Origin of the sequence: Intestinimonas sp. (assembly GCF_026169115.1) — a bacterium.
GTDB lineage: Bacteria > Bacillota > Clostridia > Oscillospirales > Oscillospiraceae > Intestinimonas.
On sequence record NZ_JAPFEA010000026.1, the window covers coordinates 1 to 17,339 of the forward strand.

A 17,339-nucleotide genomic window follows, 5' to 3' on the forward strand; every position below is an offset into this window, starting at 1 on the left:
CCAAGATCCTGGCCGGCACCCCCATGAACCGGTTCGTGGAGAGCGAGGAGCTGCTGGGCGGCGTGTTCTTCCTCTGCGATGACAAGGCCGCCAGCGCCATCACCGGCGTGGTCCTGCCCATCGACGGCGGCTACTCCGCCTATTCCGGCGTGTGAGTCTGTCCCACTCAACTTTGAACCCTCATTTTATCGCGCCCACCTGTCCAGGCAGGTGGGCGCGTTCTGTTTCTTCCATATGTAATGAGAAAAAGGATTCGACTTTCCGTCGAACATGTGGTAGACTGTCAACCGTATTGTGAGAATGATTAGGAGGCTTGTTCCCCATGCGTATGCGGAAGAAACCCAACCTCATCCCCCGGATGGAGCGTTGTTCCGATTATCAGATCAAGGACCCCAAGAGCTGGCGTGGACATTGGCGGGAGCTTCTCTCCCCCGGCTGCCAGCTGCGGGTGGAGCTGGGCTGCGGCAAGGGCCGCTTCACCTGTGAGACCGCCGCCGCTGAGCCGGAGGTCCTCTTCGTGGCCATTGAGCGGGTGCCTGACGCCATGGTCATCGCCATGGAGCGGGCCCAGGCCATGGGTCTCCAAAACGTCCGCTTCATCGACGCCGATGTGGCCGATCTCCGGGAGTACTTCGCCCCCGACGAGGTGGAGCGCATCTACATCAACTTCTGCGACCCCTGGCCCACCAACCGCCACGCCCGTCGCCGCCTGACCCACCCCGACTTTCTGGAACGCTACCGGGGCGTTCTCCGGGACGGCGGGGAGATCCACTTCAAGACCGACAACAGCGGTCTGTTTGCCTGGTCCCTCTTCCAGTTCCCCAAGGCGGGCTATGAGCTGCGGGAGGTCACCGACGACCTCCACGCCGACGGCATCCGGGGCGTCATGACCGACTATGAGGAAAAGTTCCACAGCCTGGGGACCCCCATCCACCGCTGCGTGGGCGTCAAGCTCCACCGGGAGGCCGCCGCCGGCGATGAGCAGCGGATCTTCCGGGTCCTCTTTGTCTGTCACGGCAACATCTGCCGCAGCCCCATGGCCGAGTTTGTTTTGAAGGATCTGGTGGAGCAGGCCGGTCTGGCCCACCGCTTCCGCATCGCCTCTGCCGCCACCAGCTCCGAGGAGGTCGGCAATCCGGTCTATCCCCCCGCCCGGCAGAAGCTGGCCGAGCACGGCATCGACTGCGCCGGAAAGGCCGCCCGTCGGCTTCGGCGGGAGGACTACGAGAACTGGGACCTCTTCCTCGGCATGGATGAGGCCAACCTGCGGGATATGCGCCGCCTTTTTGACGGCGACCCGTCGGGCAAGTGCTCCCTCCTGCTCAGCCACACTGACCGCCCCGGTCAGGTGGCCGACCCCTGGTACACCGGCGACTTTGAGGCCACCTGGCAGGATGTGCTGGAGGGCTGTCAGTCCCTGCTGGACGAGCTGATCTGATCTTTCCGAGGAAGGTGATCCGCCAATGACTGACCGCCAAGCCGCGCTGGACGCCCTCAAGGAGGGCGTGGACGCTCTGCTGTCCGCCGACCTTACGCCGGATGAGACTGCTCAGCTCTTCCGGCGCGTGTTCTCCCGCTACCCCCGGCTGGTGGATTTCCAGGAGGTGTGCGAACACCTCTACGACGGCATCCACATCACCGATGGGGAGGGCACCGTCCTCTTTATCAACCAAGCCTACACCCGCACCACCGGCATCCTCCCCGCTGAGATCCTGGGCCGCAAGGTCTCCGACATCGAGGCCGAGGGGAAGCTGTACTGCGGCTCCGTCACCGCCAAGGTCCTGGAGCGCCGGGAGCGGGTCAACTCGGTGGCCACCATCTACAAGCTCAACAAGGAGGTCCTGGTCACCGGCACCCCCGTCTTCGACGAGGCGGGGCACATCAAGCTGGTGGTGACCAACACCCGGGATTTCCCCGAGCTCAAACGGCTGGAGCAGCAGCTGCTCACCTTGACCGAGGAGAGCAAAAAGGCCAATGAGGAGCTGGCCTACCTCCGCCGGCAGCAGGCCGGCGACAAGACCATCCTCTACCGCAGTCAGGCCATGGCCGCCGTGGTGGAGCTCATCCACACCATCGCCCCCACCGACGTCACCGTCCTCATCACCGGAGAGTCGGGCACCGGCAAGGAGCTGGCGGCCAACGAGCTCTATCAGTGCAGTGACCGCATGGGCAAGCCCTTCATCAAGGTCAACTGCGCCGCCATCCCAGCCGAGCTGCTGGAGTCGGAGCTGTTCGGCTACGAGGACGGGGCCTTTACCGGCGCCAAGCGGGCCGGCAAGGCCGGCATGTTTGAGCTGGCCAACACCGGCGTCATTCTTCTGGACGAGATCGGCGACATGCCCCTTCCCCTCCAGACCAAGCTCCTCCGGGTCCTCCAGCAGCGGGAGCTCATGCGCATCGGCGGCAGCCGCCCCATCCCCCTGGACATCCGGGTCATCGCCTCCACCAACAAGGACCTGAGAGAGGAGGTCCGCCAGGGCCGCTTCCGGGAGGACCTCTATTACCGGCTCAACGTGGTCCCCATCGAGCTCAAGCCCCTCCGGGAGCGCCGGGAGGACATCCCCTATCTCGCCGAACACTTCTGCCGGAGCTTCAACAAAAAGTATGGGAAGCAGGTCTGCTTCAGCGCCGAGGGCATGGAGCTCATCCTGGCCTACTCCTGGCCGGGCAACATCCGGGAGCTGGAAAACCTGGTGGAGCGCATCGTGGTGACCAGCTCCGGCGACCTGGTCACCCGCGGCAGCGTCTTCCGGGCACTCAACCCCGGCGGGCACTCCGACGTGGACCGTCCGGCGGGGGATGGCTCCCTCCGCCAGCGGGTGGCCGCCTATGAGCGGGAGATCATCCTCCACACCCTGGAGGAGACCGGCTCTATGCGGAGAGCCGCCAAGGTCCTGGGCGTGGACCACTCCACGCTGGTCAAGAAATGCCGGCGGTATGAGCAGGAGCAGCGGACCCAGAAGCGGTGATTTTTGTCACCGGAACGGTGAAAAATATCACCACTCGTCAAACTCCGTGATTCCAGCCCACTTCTTTTATGTTCTGCGCCGTCTGCGTCATATTTTTATCCTTTCTCTTCCCCCCGCTCCTGTACTTGTGACGACCGCATGGTGAAAAATTTCACCATGCGGTCTTTTCTTTCCCCGCCGCTCCCCCGGCATCCGGCTCCCGGGGCCCTTGCGCCCCAGGCGCTCCCGGATTTTTCTCCCTCGTTTTCAAAGTTGGCACACCTCTTGCTTATATATCTTGGCGTAAAGAACAGAGTCTCTGCTCTGTATAAAAATGAGGTGCATGGAACCATGAAAAAGACCATCATCACCGTGGCCACCACCGGAGCGTGGCCCAAAAAGGAGAACAACCCCAACGTGCCCATGACCCCCGCGGAGATCGCCGAGGACGTGTATGCCTGCTGGAAGGCGGGCGCCGCCGTGGCCCACCTCCACATGCGGGACGACGCCGGCAACGGCACCATGGACAAGAACAAGTTCCGGGAGACCGTGGAGCTGCTGCGGCAGAACCACCCCGACTGCGACATCATCCTCAACATGACCACCTCCGGCGACCTCAACGCCACCGACGAGACCCGCCAGGCCCACCTGGAGGAGCTGCGTCCCGAGATGGGTTCCTACGACTGCGGCTCCATGAACTGGCTCAACTCCAGCCTGTTCATCAACCACCCCAAGTTCCTGGAGGAGCTGGGCCAGCACATGCAGGCGTGGGGCGTCAAGCCCGAGATCGAAGCCTTTGACCCCGGCATGATCGCCAACGCCGCCTACTATCTCAAAAAGGGCGTGCTGAAGGCTCCCCTCCACTTCCAGTTCTGCATGGGCTGCGCCAACGGCATCCCCGGTACCATGAAGAACCTGGTCTTCATGAAGGAGACCATGGAGTCCCTCTGCCCCGGCTCCACCTGGAGTTGCTTCGGCGTGGGCCACTCCGCCATGGAGATGCTCTACGGCGCCGTGGCTCTGGGCGGCCACATCCGCGTGGGCATGGAGGACAACGTCATGTACGCCAAGGGCCAGCTGGCCGAGAGCAACGTGCAGTTCGTGGAGCGGGCCGCCCGGGTCATCCGGGAGTACGGCAACGAGGTGGCCACCCCCGCCGAGGCCCGTGAGATCCTGGGCCTGAAGAAATGAGCTGGGGCGTCTACTGGATGTTCTACCGCTGCCCCAGCTGCGGAAAGAAGTTCAAGTCCGGCACCGATACCATCACCGAACCCTCCTTCGGCCTCTGCCCTGCCTGCGGCGCTGAGGGGGAGCTGATCGGTGAAAGCGGCGCTGTCACGCCGCCCGATGCCAACGACTACGAGGACACAGCCGATTAAAAGGAGCGTCAAACCGTGAAAGACATCAAGTACATTCTCATCTGCGGCGCCGGCATGATGGGCAAGAACATCGCCTACGTCATGGCCTCCAACCCCAGCTTCGAGGTGGGCGTCTACGACCTCTATCCCACCGACGTGGAGGCCGGTATCCGCAGCAACACCAGGCAGCTGCTGGAGAAGGGGGTCATCACCGACCAGGAGCTGGACGCCCGTCTCTCCCGCATCTCCTTCACCACCGACCTGGACAGCGAGCTGGTCTCCCGGGCCGACCTGGTCATCGAGGCCGTTTTTGAGGACATGCAGATCAAGCGGGAGACCTTCGCCAAGCTGGAGGAACGCTGCCGCCCTGACACCATCTTCTGCACCAACTCCTCCGTCATGAGCCCCAGTGAGATCAGCCGGGATCTGAAGCACCGGGAGCGTTTCGTGGGCACTCACTTCTGGAATCCCGGCCACCTGATCCCCCTGGTGGAGGTGGTCAAGTCCGACGCCTCCAGCGACGAGGTGGCCCAGACCGTCATGGAGGTCCTCTCCTCCGCCGGCAAGGAGCCCGTCCTGTGCAAAAAGGACGTCCCCGGCTTCATCGCCAACCGCATGCAGCACGCCCTGTGGCGGGAGGCCATCTCCATCGTGGAGCGGGGCATCGCCGACGCCGCCACCGTGGACAAGGCCGTCAAGTACTCCTTCGGCCTGCGTCTGCCCCAGCTCGGGCCCATGGAGAACGCCGACATGGTGGGCACCGACCTCACCTACAACATCCATGACTACATCCTCAAGGACCTGGAGGACTCCCACGAGCCCTCCCCCCTGCTCAAGGAGCTGCGGGACGGCGGCAAGCTCGGCTTCAAGACCGGAGAGGGCTTCCAGAAGTGGACCTCCGAGCAGGCTGCCGAGTCCAACGCCGCTCTGAACGAATACCTGGTCCGCATGCTCTACGGCAAATAACACCCTGTCCCTACCCGCCATTTTCCCGAAAAACTTCCCATCCCGCTTTAGAACAATGGTTGAAACAAGAGAGAAAGGAAGCGATCCCATGTCCCAGCAACCCCAGACCAAGCGACTGAAAGGAACTCCTCTGTGGAGCATCAGCAAAAAGTTCAATTTTGCCGCCGAGAAGATCATCCCTGATTCCTTTGTATTCTGCGTCATCCTGATGATCGTCGTCTTTGTGCTGTCCCTCTTCATCGGCAAGGGCCCCGTGGAGCTCCTCCAGGCATGGTGGGGCGGCCTGAGCAGCCAGTTCACCCTGGCCTTCCAGATGGGCATCATGGTCTGCGTATGCGCTACCTGCGCCCGCAGCCCCCAGGTCACCAGGCTGCTCAACGCCATGGCCAACCACGTCCACAACCGCTACGCCGCCATCATCCTGATGATGATCTTCGGCTACGTCACCTCCATGATTAACTACGCCTTCTGCACCATCGTCACCCCCATCCTGTCCATGCAGCTGGCCAAGCGGGTCAAGGGCCTCCACTTCCCCATGATGGTGGCCGGCGGCTATACCTGCATGATCCTGGGCCAGTGTCTCGGGCCCTCCGCCACCCTGTACTCCAACCTGGCCACCGAGGGCAGCTCCTACGCCGGGATCGTGGGCCACACCATGTCCGTCCTGGAGACCTGCTACAACACGCCCAACGTGATCCTGTTCACCGTGCTGGCCATCGCCTTCATCCTGATCGTGCTCTTCACCCAGCCCGGCGAGGACGAGCTCATTGAGCTGCGGGACGTGGCCACCCAGGCCGACGTGGTCCCCAACGACTACAAGATCACCGAGAAGGCCGCCACCTTTGCCCAGAAGATGAATACCTGCAAGCCTGTCATGTGGCTGGTGGGCGCCTTCATCTTCGCCAACATCATCTACGACTTCGCCACCAAGGGCTTCTTCGGCGCGCTGAACATGAACCTGGTCATCTTCCTGTTCGTGGGCATCAACTGCTTCCTCTTCCCCCAGCCCAGCGCCTGGATTACCGCTCACGCCGACTCCATGCACCTGGCCACCGACATCATCATGCAGTTCCCCTTCTATGGCGCCATCATGGGCATGATGTATATCGAGGGCGGCCTGGGCTCCGTGCTCATCAGCGCCATCACCTCTGTGGCCACTGCCCGCACCCTGCCCATCTTCACCTTCCTCTCCGCCTGCCTGGTCAACTGCTTCATCCCCTCCCAGGGCGGACAGTTCACCGTTCAGGGGCCCCTCATCGTGGAGACCGTCCGCAACATCCAGGGCGCCGATCTGGCCACCTGCCTCAACGCCTTCGTGCTGGGCGACGAGTGCACCAACCTGCTCCAGCCCCTCTATGTCATCCCCGCCCTCTCCGTGGTCGGCATGAAGCTGAAAGACGTCTGGGGCTTTATGGCCTTCATCTGCGTCTTCTGGATCGTCATCTCCTGTCTGGGGCTCTACTTCATCCCCGCCTTCATGTGACCGCAGCCTCTCGTCGGAAAAGGAATCCAGCAGAAATTGGGAAATGTTTCTACGGTGCAGCTAAGCTGCTCCCGTAAAAATGGACAACAGACAAACACCCCCTGTATAGGACAATCAACCTATACAGGGGGTGTTATCTGTTCAGGTCTGTTCAGGCAGCTGGCAGCAGGAATGCTTCCCAGGTCCAGAGACCGCCCTCAAACGGGCGCAAAGTCCACGGCCAGAGAAGCCGCCAACCGATCCACTTTCACAGCCATGACCCATCAGCGAAAGAGCGGAGAGGCGTCGCTTGCGCGACGCCTCTCCGCTTAAAACCAAACCTTTCCCATCAGGGACTTTTTTGTGCTGTCCACACAATCCGGAGCAACTGATTCGTGGGGGGCCCCTTTAGTTAGAGGCAGTATCCAGGTCCTTGTCCACGCCCCTCGTCGCCGCAAAGTCCGCTCTGGTCGGAACGCCCTGGACGGGCATTCCTCCCTGCGATCCCTTGCGGCTCCTCTCCCCACAAAGCCCGCTCCGCTGGGCTTTGCGGGGGCCCCGGATCTGGGGCGGATCAGTTCGAGGCGGTATCCAGGTCCTTATCCCCGCCCCAGATCATGTTCTTGCGCAGTTCCTCGCCCACGATCTCCATCTGGTGCTTTTTGAGGTTGTCCCGCTTGGAGTTGAAGAAGCAGCGGCCGTTCTTGTTCTCGGCGATCCACTTGCCGGCGAAGGTACCGTCCTGGATGTCGGAGAGGACGGCCCGCATCCGGGCCTTGGTCTCCTCGTGGGGGATGACACGGGGACCGGAGACATACTCGCCGTACTCGGCGGTGTCGGAGATGGAGTAGTTCATGGCGGCCACACCGCCCTTGTTGATGAGGTCGATGATGAGCTTCATCTCGTGGATGCACTCGAAGTAGGCGTTCTCAGGCTCGTATCCGGCCTCCACCAGCACCTCGAAGCCGCAGCGCATCAGGTCCACCACGCCGCCGCACAGCACGGTCTGCTCGCCGAAGAGGTCGGTCTCGGTCTCGTCGTGGAAGGTGGTCTCCATCACGCCGGCCCGGGCGCCGCCGATGCCGGCGATGTAGGCCAGGGCGATCTTATAGGCGTTGCCGGTGGCGTTCTGCTCCACGGCCACCAGGCAGGGCACGCCCTTGCCGTTGACATAGGTGGAGCGGACGGTGTGACCGGGGCCCTTGGGGGCGGCCATGAAGACGTCCACGCCGGCGGGGGGGACGATCTGCTTATAGCGGATGTTGAAGCCGTGGGCAAAGGCCAGGGCGTTGCCCTCCTCCAGGTAGGGGGCGATGTCCTTCTTGTAGACCTCGGCCTGGACCTCGTCGTTGATGAGCATCATGACGATATCGGCCCACTTGGCGGCCTCGGGAATGGTCTTGACGGTGAGACCGGCCTTCTCGGCCTCGGGCCAGTTCTTGGAGCCCTGGCGGAGCCCCACGCAGACGTCGCAGCCGGAGTCCTTCAGGTTGAGGGCATGGGCGTGGCCCTGGGAGCCATAGCCGATAATGGCGATCTTCTTCCCGTTGAGGTAGCTGAGTTCGCAGTCTTTCTCGTAATACATCTTTGCCATGACAATACACTCCTTTGAATGTGAGATAGATCCCTTTTGCGCTATCATAGCACAGAGGGAGAAAAAAGAATGATAACCAAGTTACAATTTGGAAAAAAGATTTGGGCGGCAGCCCTGATGTGGGCGCATCCCGCGGGGTGTGGGAATCAAGCAAGCACCCGTTCCAGTTCGATTTCATCCTCGTCCGCACGACCAGTGGCAGAGAAGCGCATGGTCTGGTACAAGTGGCAGGCGGCGGAATTTTCCGGGTTGACGGTCAGACGGACAACGTTGGAATCTCCAAAGGGCCTGGAACGGATATAGTCAAGCGCAGATTCCATCGCCGCTCTCCCATAGCCTCTGCCTTGGTACTGGACATCGATCATCAGATGCCAGATGAAGTAAGCCTCTTCGTCATAGTCGTAGATGACCATCAGGTATCCGATCACCTGACCGGCGCGGCAGATTGCAAAAGGGGTACACTGCTTGCGGTATACATATGCCTGGGCCAGACTTCGGATCGGGTGGGATACAAATTTCTCCTGCTGGGCATCTAATTTCAGGGAAAAGCAGGCAAGAAAATTGGATTCATCAACTTTATGCAGGGTAATAGGGTCCATATTTCCTCCTTTGTGTTCGGAGGGCTAACGGATGAAAACCCTCCTTTTGGTTGATAGGAACATGTTTTTATACAATTTCATGCCTGATCTCCACCTTTCCTTGAAAGTACATGTATATGAAAACACAGAAGCCTCTGTGGGATCTGCCAAGGTCCGTGTCCTGCGTGTGAACGGTGTGGATACCGCAGGACGGCGGAGCTTACAGGAAATTCTTGCTGAGGTTGAATTCGCCGGATTCCTTGGTGTCCTCGTAGATGGTGCGCACCCCCCGCTCGATGGCGATGATGCCGGTGCGAACCACCTCCATCAGACCGAAGTCGGCCAGCAGATCCATGAGGGCGCCGGCCTTATTCTCGTCTCCCAGGATGGAAATGGTGAGGGTCTCCCGGCTGATGTCCACCACGCTGGCCCGGAAGACGCTGACGATCTGTAGGATCTCGTCCCGCTTGTCCTTGGTATCGGCCTTCACCTTCACCAGCACCAGCTCCCGCTGGACAGCCTCCTCGGTGGAGAGGACCTTGACCGAGACCACGCACAGCAGCTTGCGCAGCTGGGCGGCCAGCTGGGTGATGGTGGCGTCATCCCCGTTCATGACGATGGTGATGCGGGTGATCCTGGGGTCCTCGGTGGTACCGGAGGCGATGGAGTCGATGTTATAGCCCTTGCGGGAAAAAAGGCGGGAGACCTGACTCAGGACGCCGGGGGTGTTCTCCACCAGGATGGAGAGGGTATGCTCTTTGCTTTCCATGATGCTTACGCTCCTTTCCCCGCCCTCAGTCCAGCAGGAAGTCGGTGATGGGTTTGCCGGCGGAGACCATGGGACGGACGGTCTCGTCGGTGTCGATGATGCACTCGATGACGCAGGCGTGGCCATCGTCCAGGGCCTCCCGGACGGCCTCGGCCAGCTGAGCCTGGGTGGCGGCGCGCCGCCCCCGGACGCCGTATGCCTCGGCCAGTTTCACGAAATCGGGGGCGAAGTTGAGGTCGGTCTGGGAAAAGCGTCCGCCGTAGAGGAGGTTCTGCCACTGATGGACCATGCCCAGGGTGTGGTTGTTAAAGATGATGGTGATGATGGGGATGTCATAGTGGGAGATGGTGGCCAGCTCCTGGCCGTTCATGCGGAAGCAGCCGTCGCCGGTCATGTGGAGGACGGTCTTGTCCGGATTGCCCAGCTTGGCCCCCATGGCGGCACCCAGACCGAAGCCCATGGTGCCGAAGCCGCCGGAGGTGACGAGCTGACCGGGGTAGTCGAAGTGGAAGTGCTGGATGGACCACATCTGATGCTGTCCTACGTCGGTACACACAATGGAGTCCTGGGGGCAGAGGGCCCGGAGGGTGCGGATGATCTGGTAGGGGGTGAGGGCGGTGCTCTCCTCCGGGACCGGGGAGCGGTGAGAGAAGACGAACTCCTTCCATTCCGGGTGCCGGTAGCCGGGGATGCGCTGGTTGACCATCTGGAGGACCTGCTTGGCGTCGCCGATGATGTGGTGGTCGGTCTTGACGTTCTTGTCGATCTCGGCCCGGTCAATGTCGATGTGTACGATCTTGGCCTGCCTGGCAAAAAGGGAGGGGGAGGTGGCCACCCGGTCGGAGAACCGGCAGCCCACGGCGATGAGCAGGTCGCAGTTGGCGCAGGCAATGTTGGAGCTCCGGGAGCCGTGCATGCCCAGCATGCCGGTGGTGAGCGGGTGTGCGCCGGGGAAGCCGCCGCCGCCCATGACGGTGATGGCCACAGGGGCGTCCAGCTTTTCGGCCAGAGCGCGGAACTCCTGGTGGGCCCGGCTGCGGACCACGCCGCCGCCGCAGATGAGCATGGGCTTCTCCGACTGGGCGATCAACTCCACCAGACGGTCCACGTCGTCGCCGTTGGGGGCGGGGGGCGTCAGGTCCCAGCCCGCCCGCTTCCGCAGGTCGGCCAGGCGGCCGTGGTACTGGTGCTCCTCCTTGGGGAGGGGCTCGTAGTCGATCATCACGTCCAGGGCGGTGACGTTTTTCAGAAGGTCGATGAGCACCGGGCCGGGCCGGCCCATGGCGGCCACGGCGAACGCCTCCCGGATGACGTCGGGGATGTCGTTGGGGTCCCGGACCAGGTAGGTGGCCTTGGTGATGGGCATGGCGATGCCGGTGATGTCCACCTCCTGGAAGGCGTCCTTGCCCAGGGTGCTCTCGGCGACGTTGCAGGTGAGGAAGACCACCGGAGAGGAGTCCATGTAGGCGGTGGCGATGCCGGTGGTCAGGTTGGTGGCGCCGGGGCCGGAGGTGGCAAAGCACACGCCCACCTTGCCGGTGGAGCGGGCGTAGCCGTCGGCGGCGTGGGAGGCGCCCTGCTCATGGGCGGTCAAAATATGGCGAATCTTGTCCTGGTAGCGGTAGAGCTCGTCATATACGTTCAATATGGTGCCGCCTGGGTAGCCGAAGATGGTGTCCACCCCCTGCTCCAGCAGGCACTCCAAAATGGCTTGTGTGGCTCGGATCTTCATGTGTTCCACTCCTGTCAATGTCTCTATGGGATGCTTTGCGGTCCATCCGCGCTGCGGGCGACGGCTGCGTCCTCGCAAAGTCCGCGCCGCGCGCCCCGTTCCGGAGGAACAGGGCTTGCTCCGCTCCCTTGCTCGTCCTTTCCCCGGCAAACCCGCTCCGCTGGGCTTTGCCGGGGGCCCCGAATGGGGGCTTATATCTTCCCGCTGCCCTTCTGGACGGCGATGACGCCGGTCCGGGCCACCTCCAGGATGGAGAAGGGCCGCAGCAGGCTCTCGAACAGATCCACCCGTTCGGGGGTGTCGGAGAGCTCCAGGGTCATGGTGGTGGAGCTGATGTCGGCGATCTTGGCCCCCATGATCTGGCACAGGTTGGCCACGTCCTGCCGGGTCTTGGTGGAGGTGGAGACCTTTACAATGATGAGCTCCCGGCCAATGAGCTTCTTCTCATCCAGGGTACGCACCTTGATGACGTCCACCAGCTTGTTGAGCTGCTTTTCCACCTGCTCCACCACATTGTTGCCGGAGTCCACGATGATGGTGATGCGGGAGATGTTCTTGTCGTCGGTGACGCCCACGGCCAGGCTCTCGATGTTGAAGGCCCGCCGGGAGAAGAGACCGGTGATGCGGTTGAGCACGCCGGCCCGGTTTTCCACCAGGACGGAAATGGTCTGGGTCATAGGACGGTCCTCCTTTCTCAGGTCGAGGACGTGGTGGCCATGGGGTCCACGTCGCAGATGAGCAGATAGGGTCCGGGGGCGGCCAGCATGCGCCGGATGGCCTCCTCCGCCTGGCTGTCGTCGCTGATCCGGGCGGCGGGGATGCCGTAGGCGCCGGCCAGGGCCTCAAAGTCCGGGGAACCGTTGAGGTCCACGCCGAAGGGGCCGCTGTAACTGGCAAACTGAATCTGGTGGACCAGCCCCAGCACCCCGTTGCGGACCATGACGATCTTCACGTCGGCGTCCATGGCCCTCAGGGTGGCCAGCTCATTTTCAAACATCTGGAAGCTGCCGTCGCCGCAGACTACCACGGTCTGGCGGTCGGGCACGGCGGTCTTGACGCCCAGGGCGGCGGGGAGGGAGTAGCCCATGGTGCCCAGGCCGCCGGTGGTGAGGAAGCGGCCATGCTTCATGGGCAGGTGCTTGGCGGCCCAGATCTGGTTCTGGCCCACGTCCACACAGACGCAGGCGTCGTCGTCCAGGGCCTCCCCCAGGGCGCGCATGAGGTAGGCGGGGGTGACGCTGCCGGCGCCGGGGGCGGCGGCGAGCTGGGGCTCTGTTTTGCGGCGGGCCTGGAGGTCGGCGATCCAGGCGTCGCTCTGGGCCCTGGGTCGGTGGGAGATGAGCTGGCCCAGGATGACCTTCACGTCGCCCACCACGGGAACGGTGGTGGAGAAGTTTTTGCCGATCTCGGCGGGGTCTACGTCCAGGTGGACGGTCTTGGTGCGGCTGGCGATCTCCTTGGGAGAGGTCACCGCCCGGTCGGCCGCCCTGGCGCCGGCGATGATGAGCAGATCGGTGGTGTTGAGGGCCCGGTTGGCGGTGGGCGTGCCGAAAGCGCCGATCATGCCCAGGTTGAGGGGGTGGTCCCTGGGCAGCAGGCCCAGCCCCATCATGGTGGTGGCCACCGGGATACGGGCCCCTTCGCACAGCGCCACCAGCTCGGCCTGGGCCTGGGCGCTGAACAGACCGCCGCCCACGCACAGCAGGGGCTTCTGCGCGGCGGAGATGGCCTCAGCCACCCGCTTGATCTGGACATCATTCCCTTTGACGCTGGGCTTGTAGCCCCGGATATCCACACTGGCCGGGTAAACAGGCTCGATCATCTGCTGCTGGATGTCGATGGGGATATCGATGAGGACGGGACCCTGCCGGCCCGTGGAGGCGATGTGAAATGCCTCCTTGACCACCCGGGGGATGTCATTGGCGTCCTTCACCAGGTAGCTGTGCTTGGTGAAGGGGGCGCAGGCGCCGGTGATGTCCACCTCCTGGAAAATATCCCGGCCCAGCAGGTAGCTCTGGACCTGGCCGGTGATGGCCACCATGGGGATGGAGTCCATATAGGCGGTGGCGATGCCGGTGATGAGGTTGGTGGCGCCGGGGCCGGAGGTCACCATGCACACGCCGGGCCTGCCTGTCATGCGGGCGTAGCCGGAGGCCATGTGCCCGGCGTTCTGCTCCGTACGCACCAGGGTATAGGCGATATCCGTGGCGGCCAGGGCGTCCACAGCGGGGCAGATGGTGGCGCCGGCATAGCCGAAGATCCGCTCTACGCCCTCCTGTCTGAGACTCTCTATCAGGACCTGGGCTCCGTTCATCATGGGACATTCCTCCTCGCGTTTCCAATGGGGGCTCCCGGCGGACCGGGGCAAATATGCAAAAAGACTTCGTCCTCTCTAGGACGAAGTCTCGCTCCGTGGTACCACCTAAATTCGCGGGCAGAGGCCCGCGCGCTCTTTCCCCGATAACGGGGGGAACCGTCGCCCCCTATTGCCGGTTCAGGGGCGCAGCTCACGAGCGACTTTCTCCCGGCCCCTCACGGGGGCTCGCACCTGCCGCCCCCTCTCTGCGCTTGTGAGACCGATTTACTTACCCGGTCATTGCTGTTTTGACCCTATCAAAATGTGATATTGAAAATCATGATACAACCCGCGGGCGGGTTTGTCAACGATGGATTTTGGCAAAAAGAAAAAATCCTGCCGTCAGCCCCGAGGGAAGCGGAACGGGGTTTGGGCCGGGGCGTCTGGGAGGAAAAATTTATTTTCCCTAATTTCGGCGCTTTTTTCTCTGGAAATGCTGGACATTTTGAATTGGTAGTACTATTATAATAAGGATTCGAGTGCGCCCTGCGGCAGTGGTCGGATCAATGGGGAGAGGGCAGGCCGGGGAGAAGGGTCTGCCCATCGGGAAGGACCGCTGAACAAATGACTGCGTATTCTGTCAGCCACTTGTTCAGCGGCCTAATACGGAAGCAGAGGTTTGAAGTAATGACAGAGGTGATGCTATGAGTCATAAGTTTTATGGCGGCGTCCACCCCGCCGAGCACAAGGAGGCGACGGAGCGCAAGCCCGTCGTCCCGCTGGAGGAAGCTCCGGCTCAGGTGGTGATCCCCATGTCCATGCATGTGGGAGCCCCCTGCAAGCCCATCGTGGCTGTGGGGGATGAGGTGAAGGTGGGCCAGAAGGTCGGCGAGATCGCCGGTCTCGGCGCTCCCATTCACGCCAGCGTCTCCGGTAAGGTCGTGGCCGTGGAGGCCCGTCCCCATCCCGGCGGCGGAAAGATGATGTCCGTGGTCATCGAGAACGATTTCCAGGACACTCCCTGTGAGTCCATCAAGCACCGTGACAATGTGGATGCCCTCACTCCCCAGGAGATCATCGACATCGTCAAGGAAGCCGGTATCACCGGTATGGGCGGCGCGGGCTTCCCCACCCACGTCAAGCTCTCCGGCGCGGTGGGCAAGGTCGACGCCATCCTCATCAACGGCGCCGAGTGCGAGCCCTACATCACCGCCGACCACCGGCTCATGCTGGAGCGCGGCGAGGCCGTCCTGGGCGGCGTGGGCTTCATCATGAAGGCCCTGGGCCTGAAGGAGGCCACCATCGGCATCGAGGCCAACAAGCTCGACGCCGTGGAGCACCTGAAGAGCCTGCTCCCCGCCGACAGCGGCATCCACATCGAGACCCTGAAGACCCGCTATCCCCAGGGCGCTGAGAAGCAGCTCATCCAGCGGATCACCGGCCGCGAGGTGCCCCCCGGCGGTCTGCCCGCCGACGTGGGCTGCACCGTGTTCAACGTGGCCACCGCCGCCGCCATCTACGACGCGGTCACTGAGGGCAAGCCCCTCACCCACCGCAACGTCACCCTGACCGGCGGCGCCATGGCCCGGCCCATGAACGTCAACGCCCCCATCGGCACCCCCCTGGAGCACCTCATCAAGATGGCCGGCGGGTTCCAGACCCAGCCCCAGCGCCTGCTGATGGGCGGCCCCATGATGGGCAATCCCCAGTACGACCTGACCTCCCCCATGATGAAGGGCACCAACTGCCTGCTGGCCCTCACCGACGCTGAGGCCGCCGTGCAGGACACCGAGCAGACCTGTATCCGCTGCGGCAAGTGCGTCAACGCCTGCCCCATGCACCTCATGCCCCTCTACATGCGCATGTTCAGCATGAAGCGGGACTGGGACAAGGTCCAGAAGTACAATGTCATGGACTGCATGGAGTGCGGTTCCTGCAACTACATCTGCCCCGCCCGCATCCACCTGGTCCAGACCTTCCGGATGGCCAAGTTTGAGATCCGCGGACTCCAGCAGAAAGCGAAAGCGAAGGAGGCGGCCAAAGCATGAGCAACGAAACAAAGCTGCTGGGGGTAGCATCTTCCCCCCACGTCTCCTCGCCTTACGGCACCCGTTCCCTGATGCTGGACGTGCTGATCGCCCTGGTGCCCGCCCTGTGCGCGGCGGTCTTCTTCTTCGGCCCCCGGGCCCTCATCGCCACCGTCATCTCCGTGGTGGCCTGTGAGATCTTCGAGTTCGGCTACCGCAAGCTCCTCCACAAGACCCAGACCACCGGCGACCTGTCCGCCGCCGTCACCGGCGTGCTGCTGGCCTTTGTCTGCCCGGTGACCCTGCCCTACTGGATGCTGGTCATCGGCGACTTCTTCGCCATTGTGGTGGTCAAGCAGCTCTTCGGCGGCCTGGGCAAGAACTTCGTCAACCCCGCCCTGGCCGGCCGCGCCTTCCTGATGCTCAGCTATCCGGTGGCCATGACCACCTGGGCTGTGCCCGGCAAGTGGTCCGGCCTCATCTCCGCCGCTGACGCCGTCACCGGCGCCACCCCCCTGTCCGCGGACTTCATGCACGCCGGTATCCTGCCCGACGCCAGCATCACCGACATGCTGGTGGGCAAGGTGGGCGGCTGCATGGGCGAGGTCTCTGCCCTCCTGCTCCTGGCGGGCGGCATCTACCTCATCGCCCGGGGCGTCATCCGTCCCCACATCCCCGTGGCCTTCATCGGCACCGTGGCCGTGCTCACCTTCCTCTTCCCCCAGGGCGGCAACGGCAACCTGGAGTGGATGCTCTATGAGATCCTGGGCGGCGGCCTGTTCCTGGGCGCCTTCTTCATGGCCACCGACTACGTGACCAGCCCCACCACTCCCATGGGCGAGCTGGTCTTCGGCATCGGCTGCGGCCTGCTGACCGTCTTCATCCGCTATTTCGGCGGCTATCCCGAGGGCGTCAGCTACGCTATCCTCATCATGAACGTCTGCGCCTGGCTCTTTGACCAGGTCTGCAAGCCCGCCCGCTTCGGCTTCACCAAAGAGATGAAGGAGAAGGCCAAGGCGGCCAAGAAAGCTGCGAAGGAGGGTGCCTCCAAATGAGCGATACCGTTGTTATGAAGAAAAAGGAGGCGGGCCCGGCTCAGCTCGTCATCACCCTGTTTGCCATCAGCGCCATCTGCGCCGTGCTCCTGGGCCTGGTCAACTCCATCACCAGCGGCCCCATCCAGGCTGCCAAGGAGGCTAAGACCAAAGCCGCCATGGAAGCCGTGCTCCCCGCCGACAGCTACGACAAGGTGGAGTACACCGGCGGCGAGGCCCTGGTCACCGCCGTCTACAAGGCCGGAGACGCCGGCTATGTGGTCCAGGTGGCCCCCTCCGGCTTCGGCGGCAACCTGGACGTCATGGTGGGAGTGAACACCGACGGTACCTGCTCCGGCGTGTCCATCATCAGCCACGCTGAGACCTCCGGCCTGGGCGCCAACGCCACCAAGGAGGACTTCCGGAACCAGTTCGTGGGCAAGTCCAATGCGGCCGTCACCAAGGACGGCGGCGACATTGCCGCCCTCACCGGCGCCACCATCACCTCCCGCGCGATCTGCAACGGCGTCAACGCCGCCATTGCCGCCGCGGGCAGCCTGGGTTAAGGAGGGATA

Annotated in this window: 17 protein-coding genes, 1 pseudogene and 1 other annotated feature; of the genes and pseudogenes, 12 read left to right on the top strand and 6 right to left on the bottom strand. The window is 63.0% G+C overall.

Translation table 11 applies throughout. The features are described from left to right. From Q0Y09_RS02295 to Q0Y09_RS02330, 8 genes and pseudogenes are all read left to right on the top strand, one after another. A partial coding sequence (locus Q0Y09_RS02295) for an SDR family oxidoreductase (protein ID WP_297717073.1) occupies positions 1-155 on the top strand: 155 nt, incomplete at its 5' end. 173 nt (positions 156-328) lie between these two features. Further along, positions 329-937: pseudogene (gene trmB / locus Q0Y09_RS02300) on the top strand (tRNA (guanosine(46)-N7)-methyltransferase TrmB); the annotation flags it as partial. Between the two features lie 51 nt (positions 938-988). Beyond that, positions 989-1,438: a low molecular weight protein-tyrosine-phosphatase gene (locus Q0Y09_RS02305; protein WP_297717076.1), complete on the top strand. Its 450-nt coding sequence runs from the start codon at positions 989-991 to the stop codon at positions 1,436-1,438. Between the two features lie 25 nt (positions 1,439-1,463). Next, positions 1,464-2,969 (top strand): sigma 54-interacting transcriptional regulator, encoded by a 1,506-nt coding sequence (locus Q0Y09_RS02310; protein ID WP_297716960.1) that lies wholly within the window; start codon positions 1,464-1,466, stop codon positions 2,967-2,969. Between the two features lie 330 nt (positions 2,970-3,299). Then, the gene (locus Q0Y09_RS02315; protein ID WP_297716964.1) at positions 3,300-4,139 is read left to right on the top strand and encodes a 3-keto-5-aminohexanoate cleavage protein; all 840 of its coding nucleotides are present in this window, start codon (positions 3,300-3,302) and stop codon (positions 4,137-4,139) included. After that, the gene (locus tag Q0Y09_RS02320) at positions 4,136-4,327 is read left to right on the top strand and encodes a hypothetical protein (protein WP_297716967.1); all 192 of its coding nucleotides are present in this window, start codon (positions 4,136-4,138) and stop codon (positions 4,325-4,327) included. Before Q0Y09_RS02315 ends, Q0Y09_RS02320 begins: the two co-directional genes overlap by 4 nt. Before the next feature lie 15 nt (positions 4,328-4,342). Beyond that, positions 4,343-5,272 (top strand): 3-hydroxyacyl-CoA dehydrogenase family protein, encoded by a 930-nt coding sequence (locus tag Q0Y09_RS02325; protein WP_297716970.1) that lies wholly within the window; start codon positions 4,343-4,345, stop codon positions 5,270-5,272. Between the two features lie 88 nt (positions 5,273-5,360). Then, entirely contained in the window at positions 5,361-6,755 is a 1,395-nt protein-coding gene (locus tag Q0Y09_RS02330) for a TIGR00366 family protein (RefSeq protein WP_297716973.1), read from the top strand. 553 nt (positions 6,756-7,308) lie between these two features. Here the strand turns inward: Q0Y09_RS02330 and ilvC are convergent. The 6 genes from ilvC to ilvB (Q0Y09_RS02360) all read right to left on the bottom strand — a co-directional run bounded on the left by ilvC (position 7,309) and on the right by ilvB (Q0Y09_RS02360) (position 13,724). Continuing rightward, positions 7,309-8,328 carry a ketol-acid reductoisomerase gene (gene ilvC / locus Q0Y09_RS02335; protein ID WP_297716976.1) on the bottom strand — a complete coding sequence of 340 codons (1,020 nt, stop codon included), beginning with the start codon at positions 8,326-8,328 and terminating at the stop codon, positions 7,309-7,311. Positions 8,329-8,474: 146 nt separating this feature from the next. After that, complete coding sequence (locus Q0Y09_RS02340; protein WP_297716979.1) at positions 8,475-8,927, bottom strand: N-acetyltransferase; 453 nt, start codon at positions 8,925-8,927, stop codon at positions 8,475-8,477. A gap of 199 nt (positions 8,928-9,126) precedes the next feature. Continuing rightward, complete coding sequence (ilvN, locus tag Q0Y09_RS02345) at positions 9,127-9,675, bottom strand: acetolactate synthase small subunit (protein ID WP_297716983.1); 549 nt, start codon at positions 9,673-9,675, stop codon at positions 9,127-9,129. 25 nt (positions 9,676-9,700) lie between these two features. Next, a complete protein-coding gene (ilvB, locus tag Q0Y09_RS02350; protein ID WP_297716986.1) occupies positions 9,701-11,407 on the bottom strand; it encodes a biosynthetic-type acetolactate synthase large subunit in 1,707 nt (568 codons plus the stop codon). Positions 11,408-11,598: 191 nt separating this feature from the next. Next, positions 11,599-12,084 carry an acetolactate synthase small subunit gene (ilvN, locus tag Q0Y09_RS02355; protein ID WP_297716989.1) on the bottom strand — a complete coding sequence of 162 codons (486 nt, stop codon included), beginning with the start codon at positions 12,082-12,084 and terminating at the stop codon, positions 11,599-11,601. A gap of 17 nt (positions 12,085-12,101) precedes the next feature. Further along, positions 12,102-13,724, bottom strand: coding sequence for a biosynthetic-type acetolactate synthase large subunit (gene ilvB / locus Q0Y09_RS02360; RefSeq protein ID WP_297716992.1), 1,623 nt, complete (start codon positions 13,722-13,724; stop codon positions 12,102-12,104). Positions 13,725-13,797: 73 nt separating this feature from the next. After that, positions 13,798-14,013, bottom strand: a binding site (T-box leader). Positions 14,014-14,027: 14 nt separating this feature from the next. On the opposite strand from ilvB (Q0Y09_RS02360), the gene Q0Y09_RS02365 reads away from it, so the two are divergent. The 4 genes from Q0Y09_RS02365 (at position 14,028) to Q0Y09_RS02380 (ending at position 17,330) form a co-directional block, all read left to right on the top strand. Continuing rightward, entirely contained in the window at positions 14,028-14,231 is a 204-nt protein-coding gene (locus Q0Y09_RS02365; protein ID WP_297716996.1) for a hypothetical protein, read from the top strand. Positions 14,232-14,407: 176 nt separating this feature from the next. Next, a complete protein-coding gene (rsxC, locus tag Q0Y09_RS02370) occupies positions 14,408-15,751 on the top strand; it encodes an electron transport complex subunit RsxC (RefSeq protein WP_297716999.1) in 1,344 nt (447 codons plus the stop codon). Continuing rightward, entirely contained in the window at positions 15,748-16,785 is a 1,038-nt protein-coding gene (locus Q0Y09_RS02375) for an RnfABCDGE type electron transport complex subunit D (RefSeq protein WP_297717002.1), read from the top strand. The genes rsxC and Q0Y09_RS02375 overlap by 4 nt, the downstream gene beginning before the upstream one ends. After that, on the top strand, positions 16,782-17,330 hold the full coding sequence (locus Q0Y09_RS02380; protein WP_297717005.1) for an RnfABCDGE type electron transport complex subunit G: 549 nt from the start codon (positions 16,782-16,784) through the stop codon (positions 17,328-17,330). The genes Q0Y09_RS02375 and Q0Y09_RS02380 overlap by 4 nt, the downstream gene beginning before the upstream one ends. The last annotated feature ends 9 nt before the right edge of the window (positions 17,331-17,339 follow it).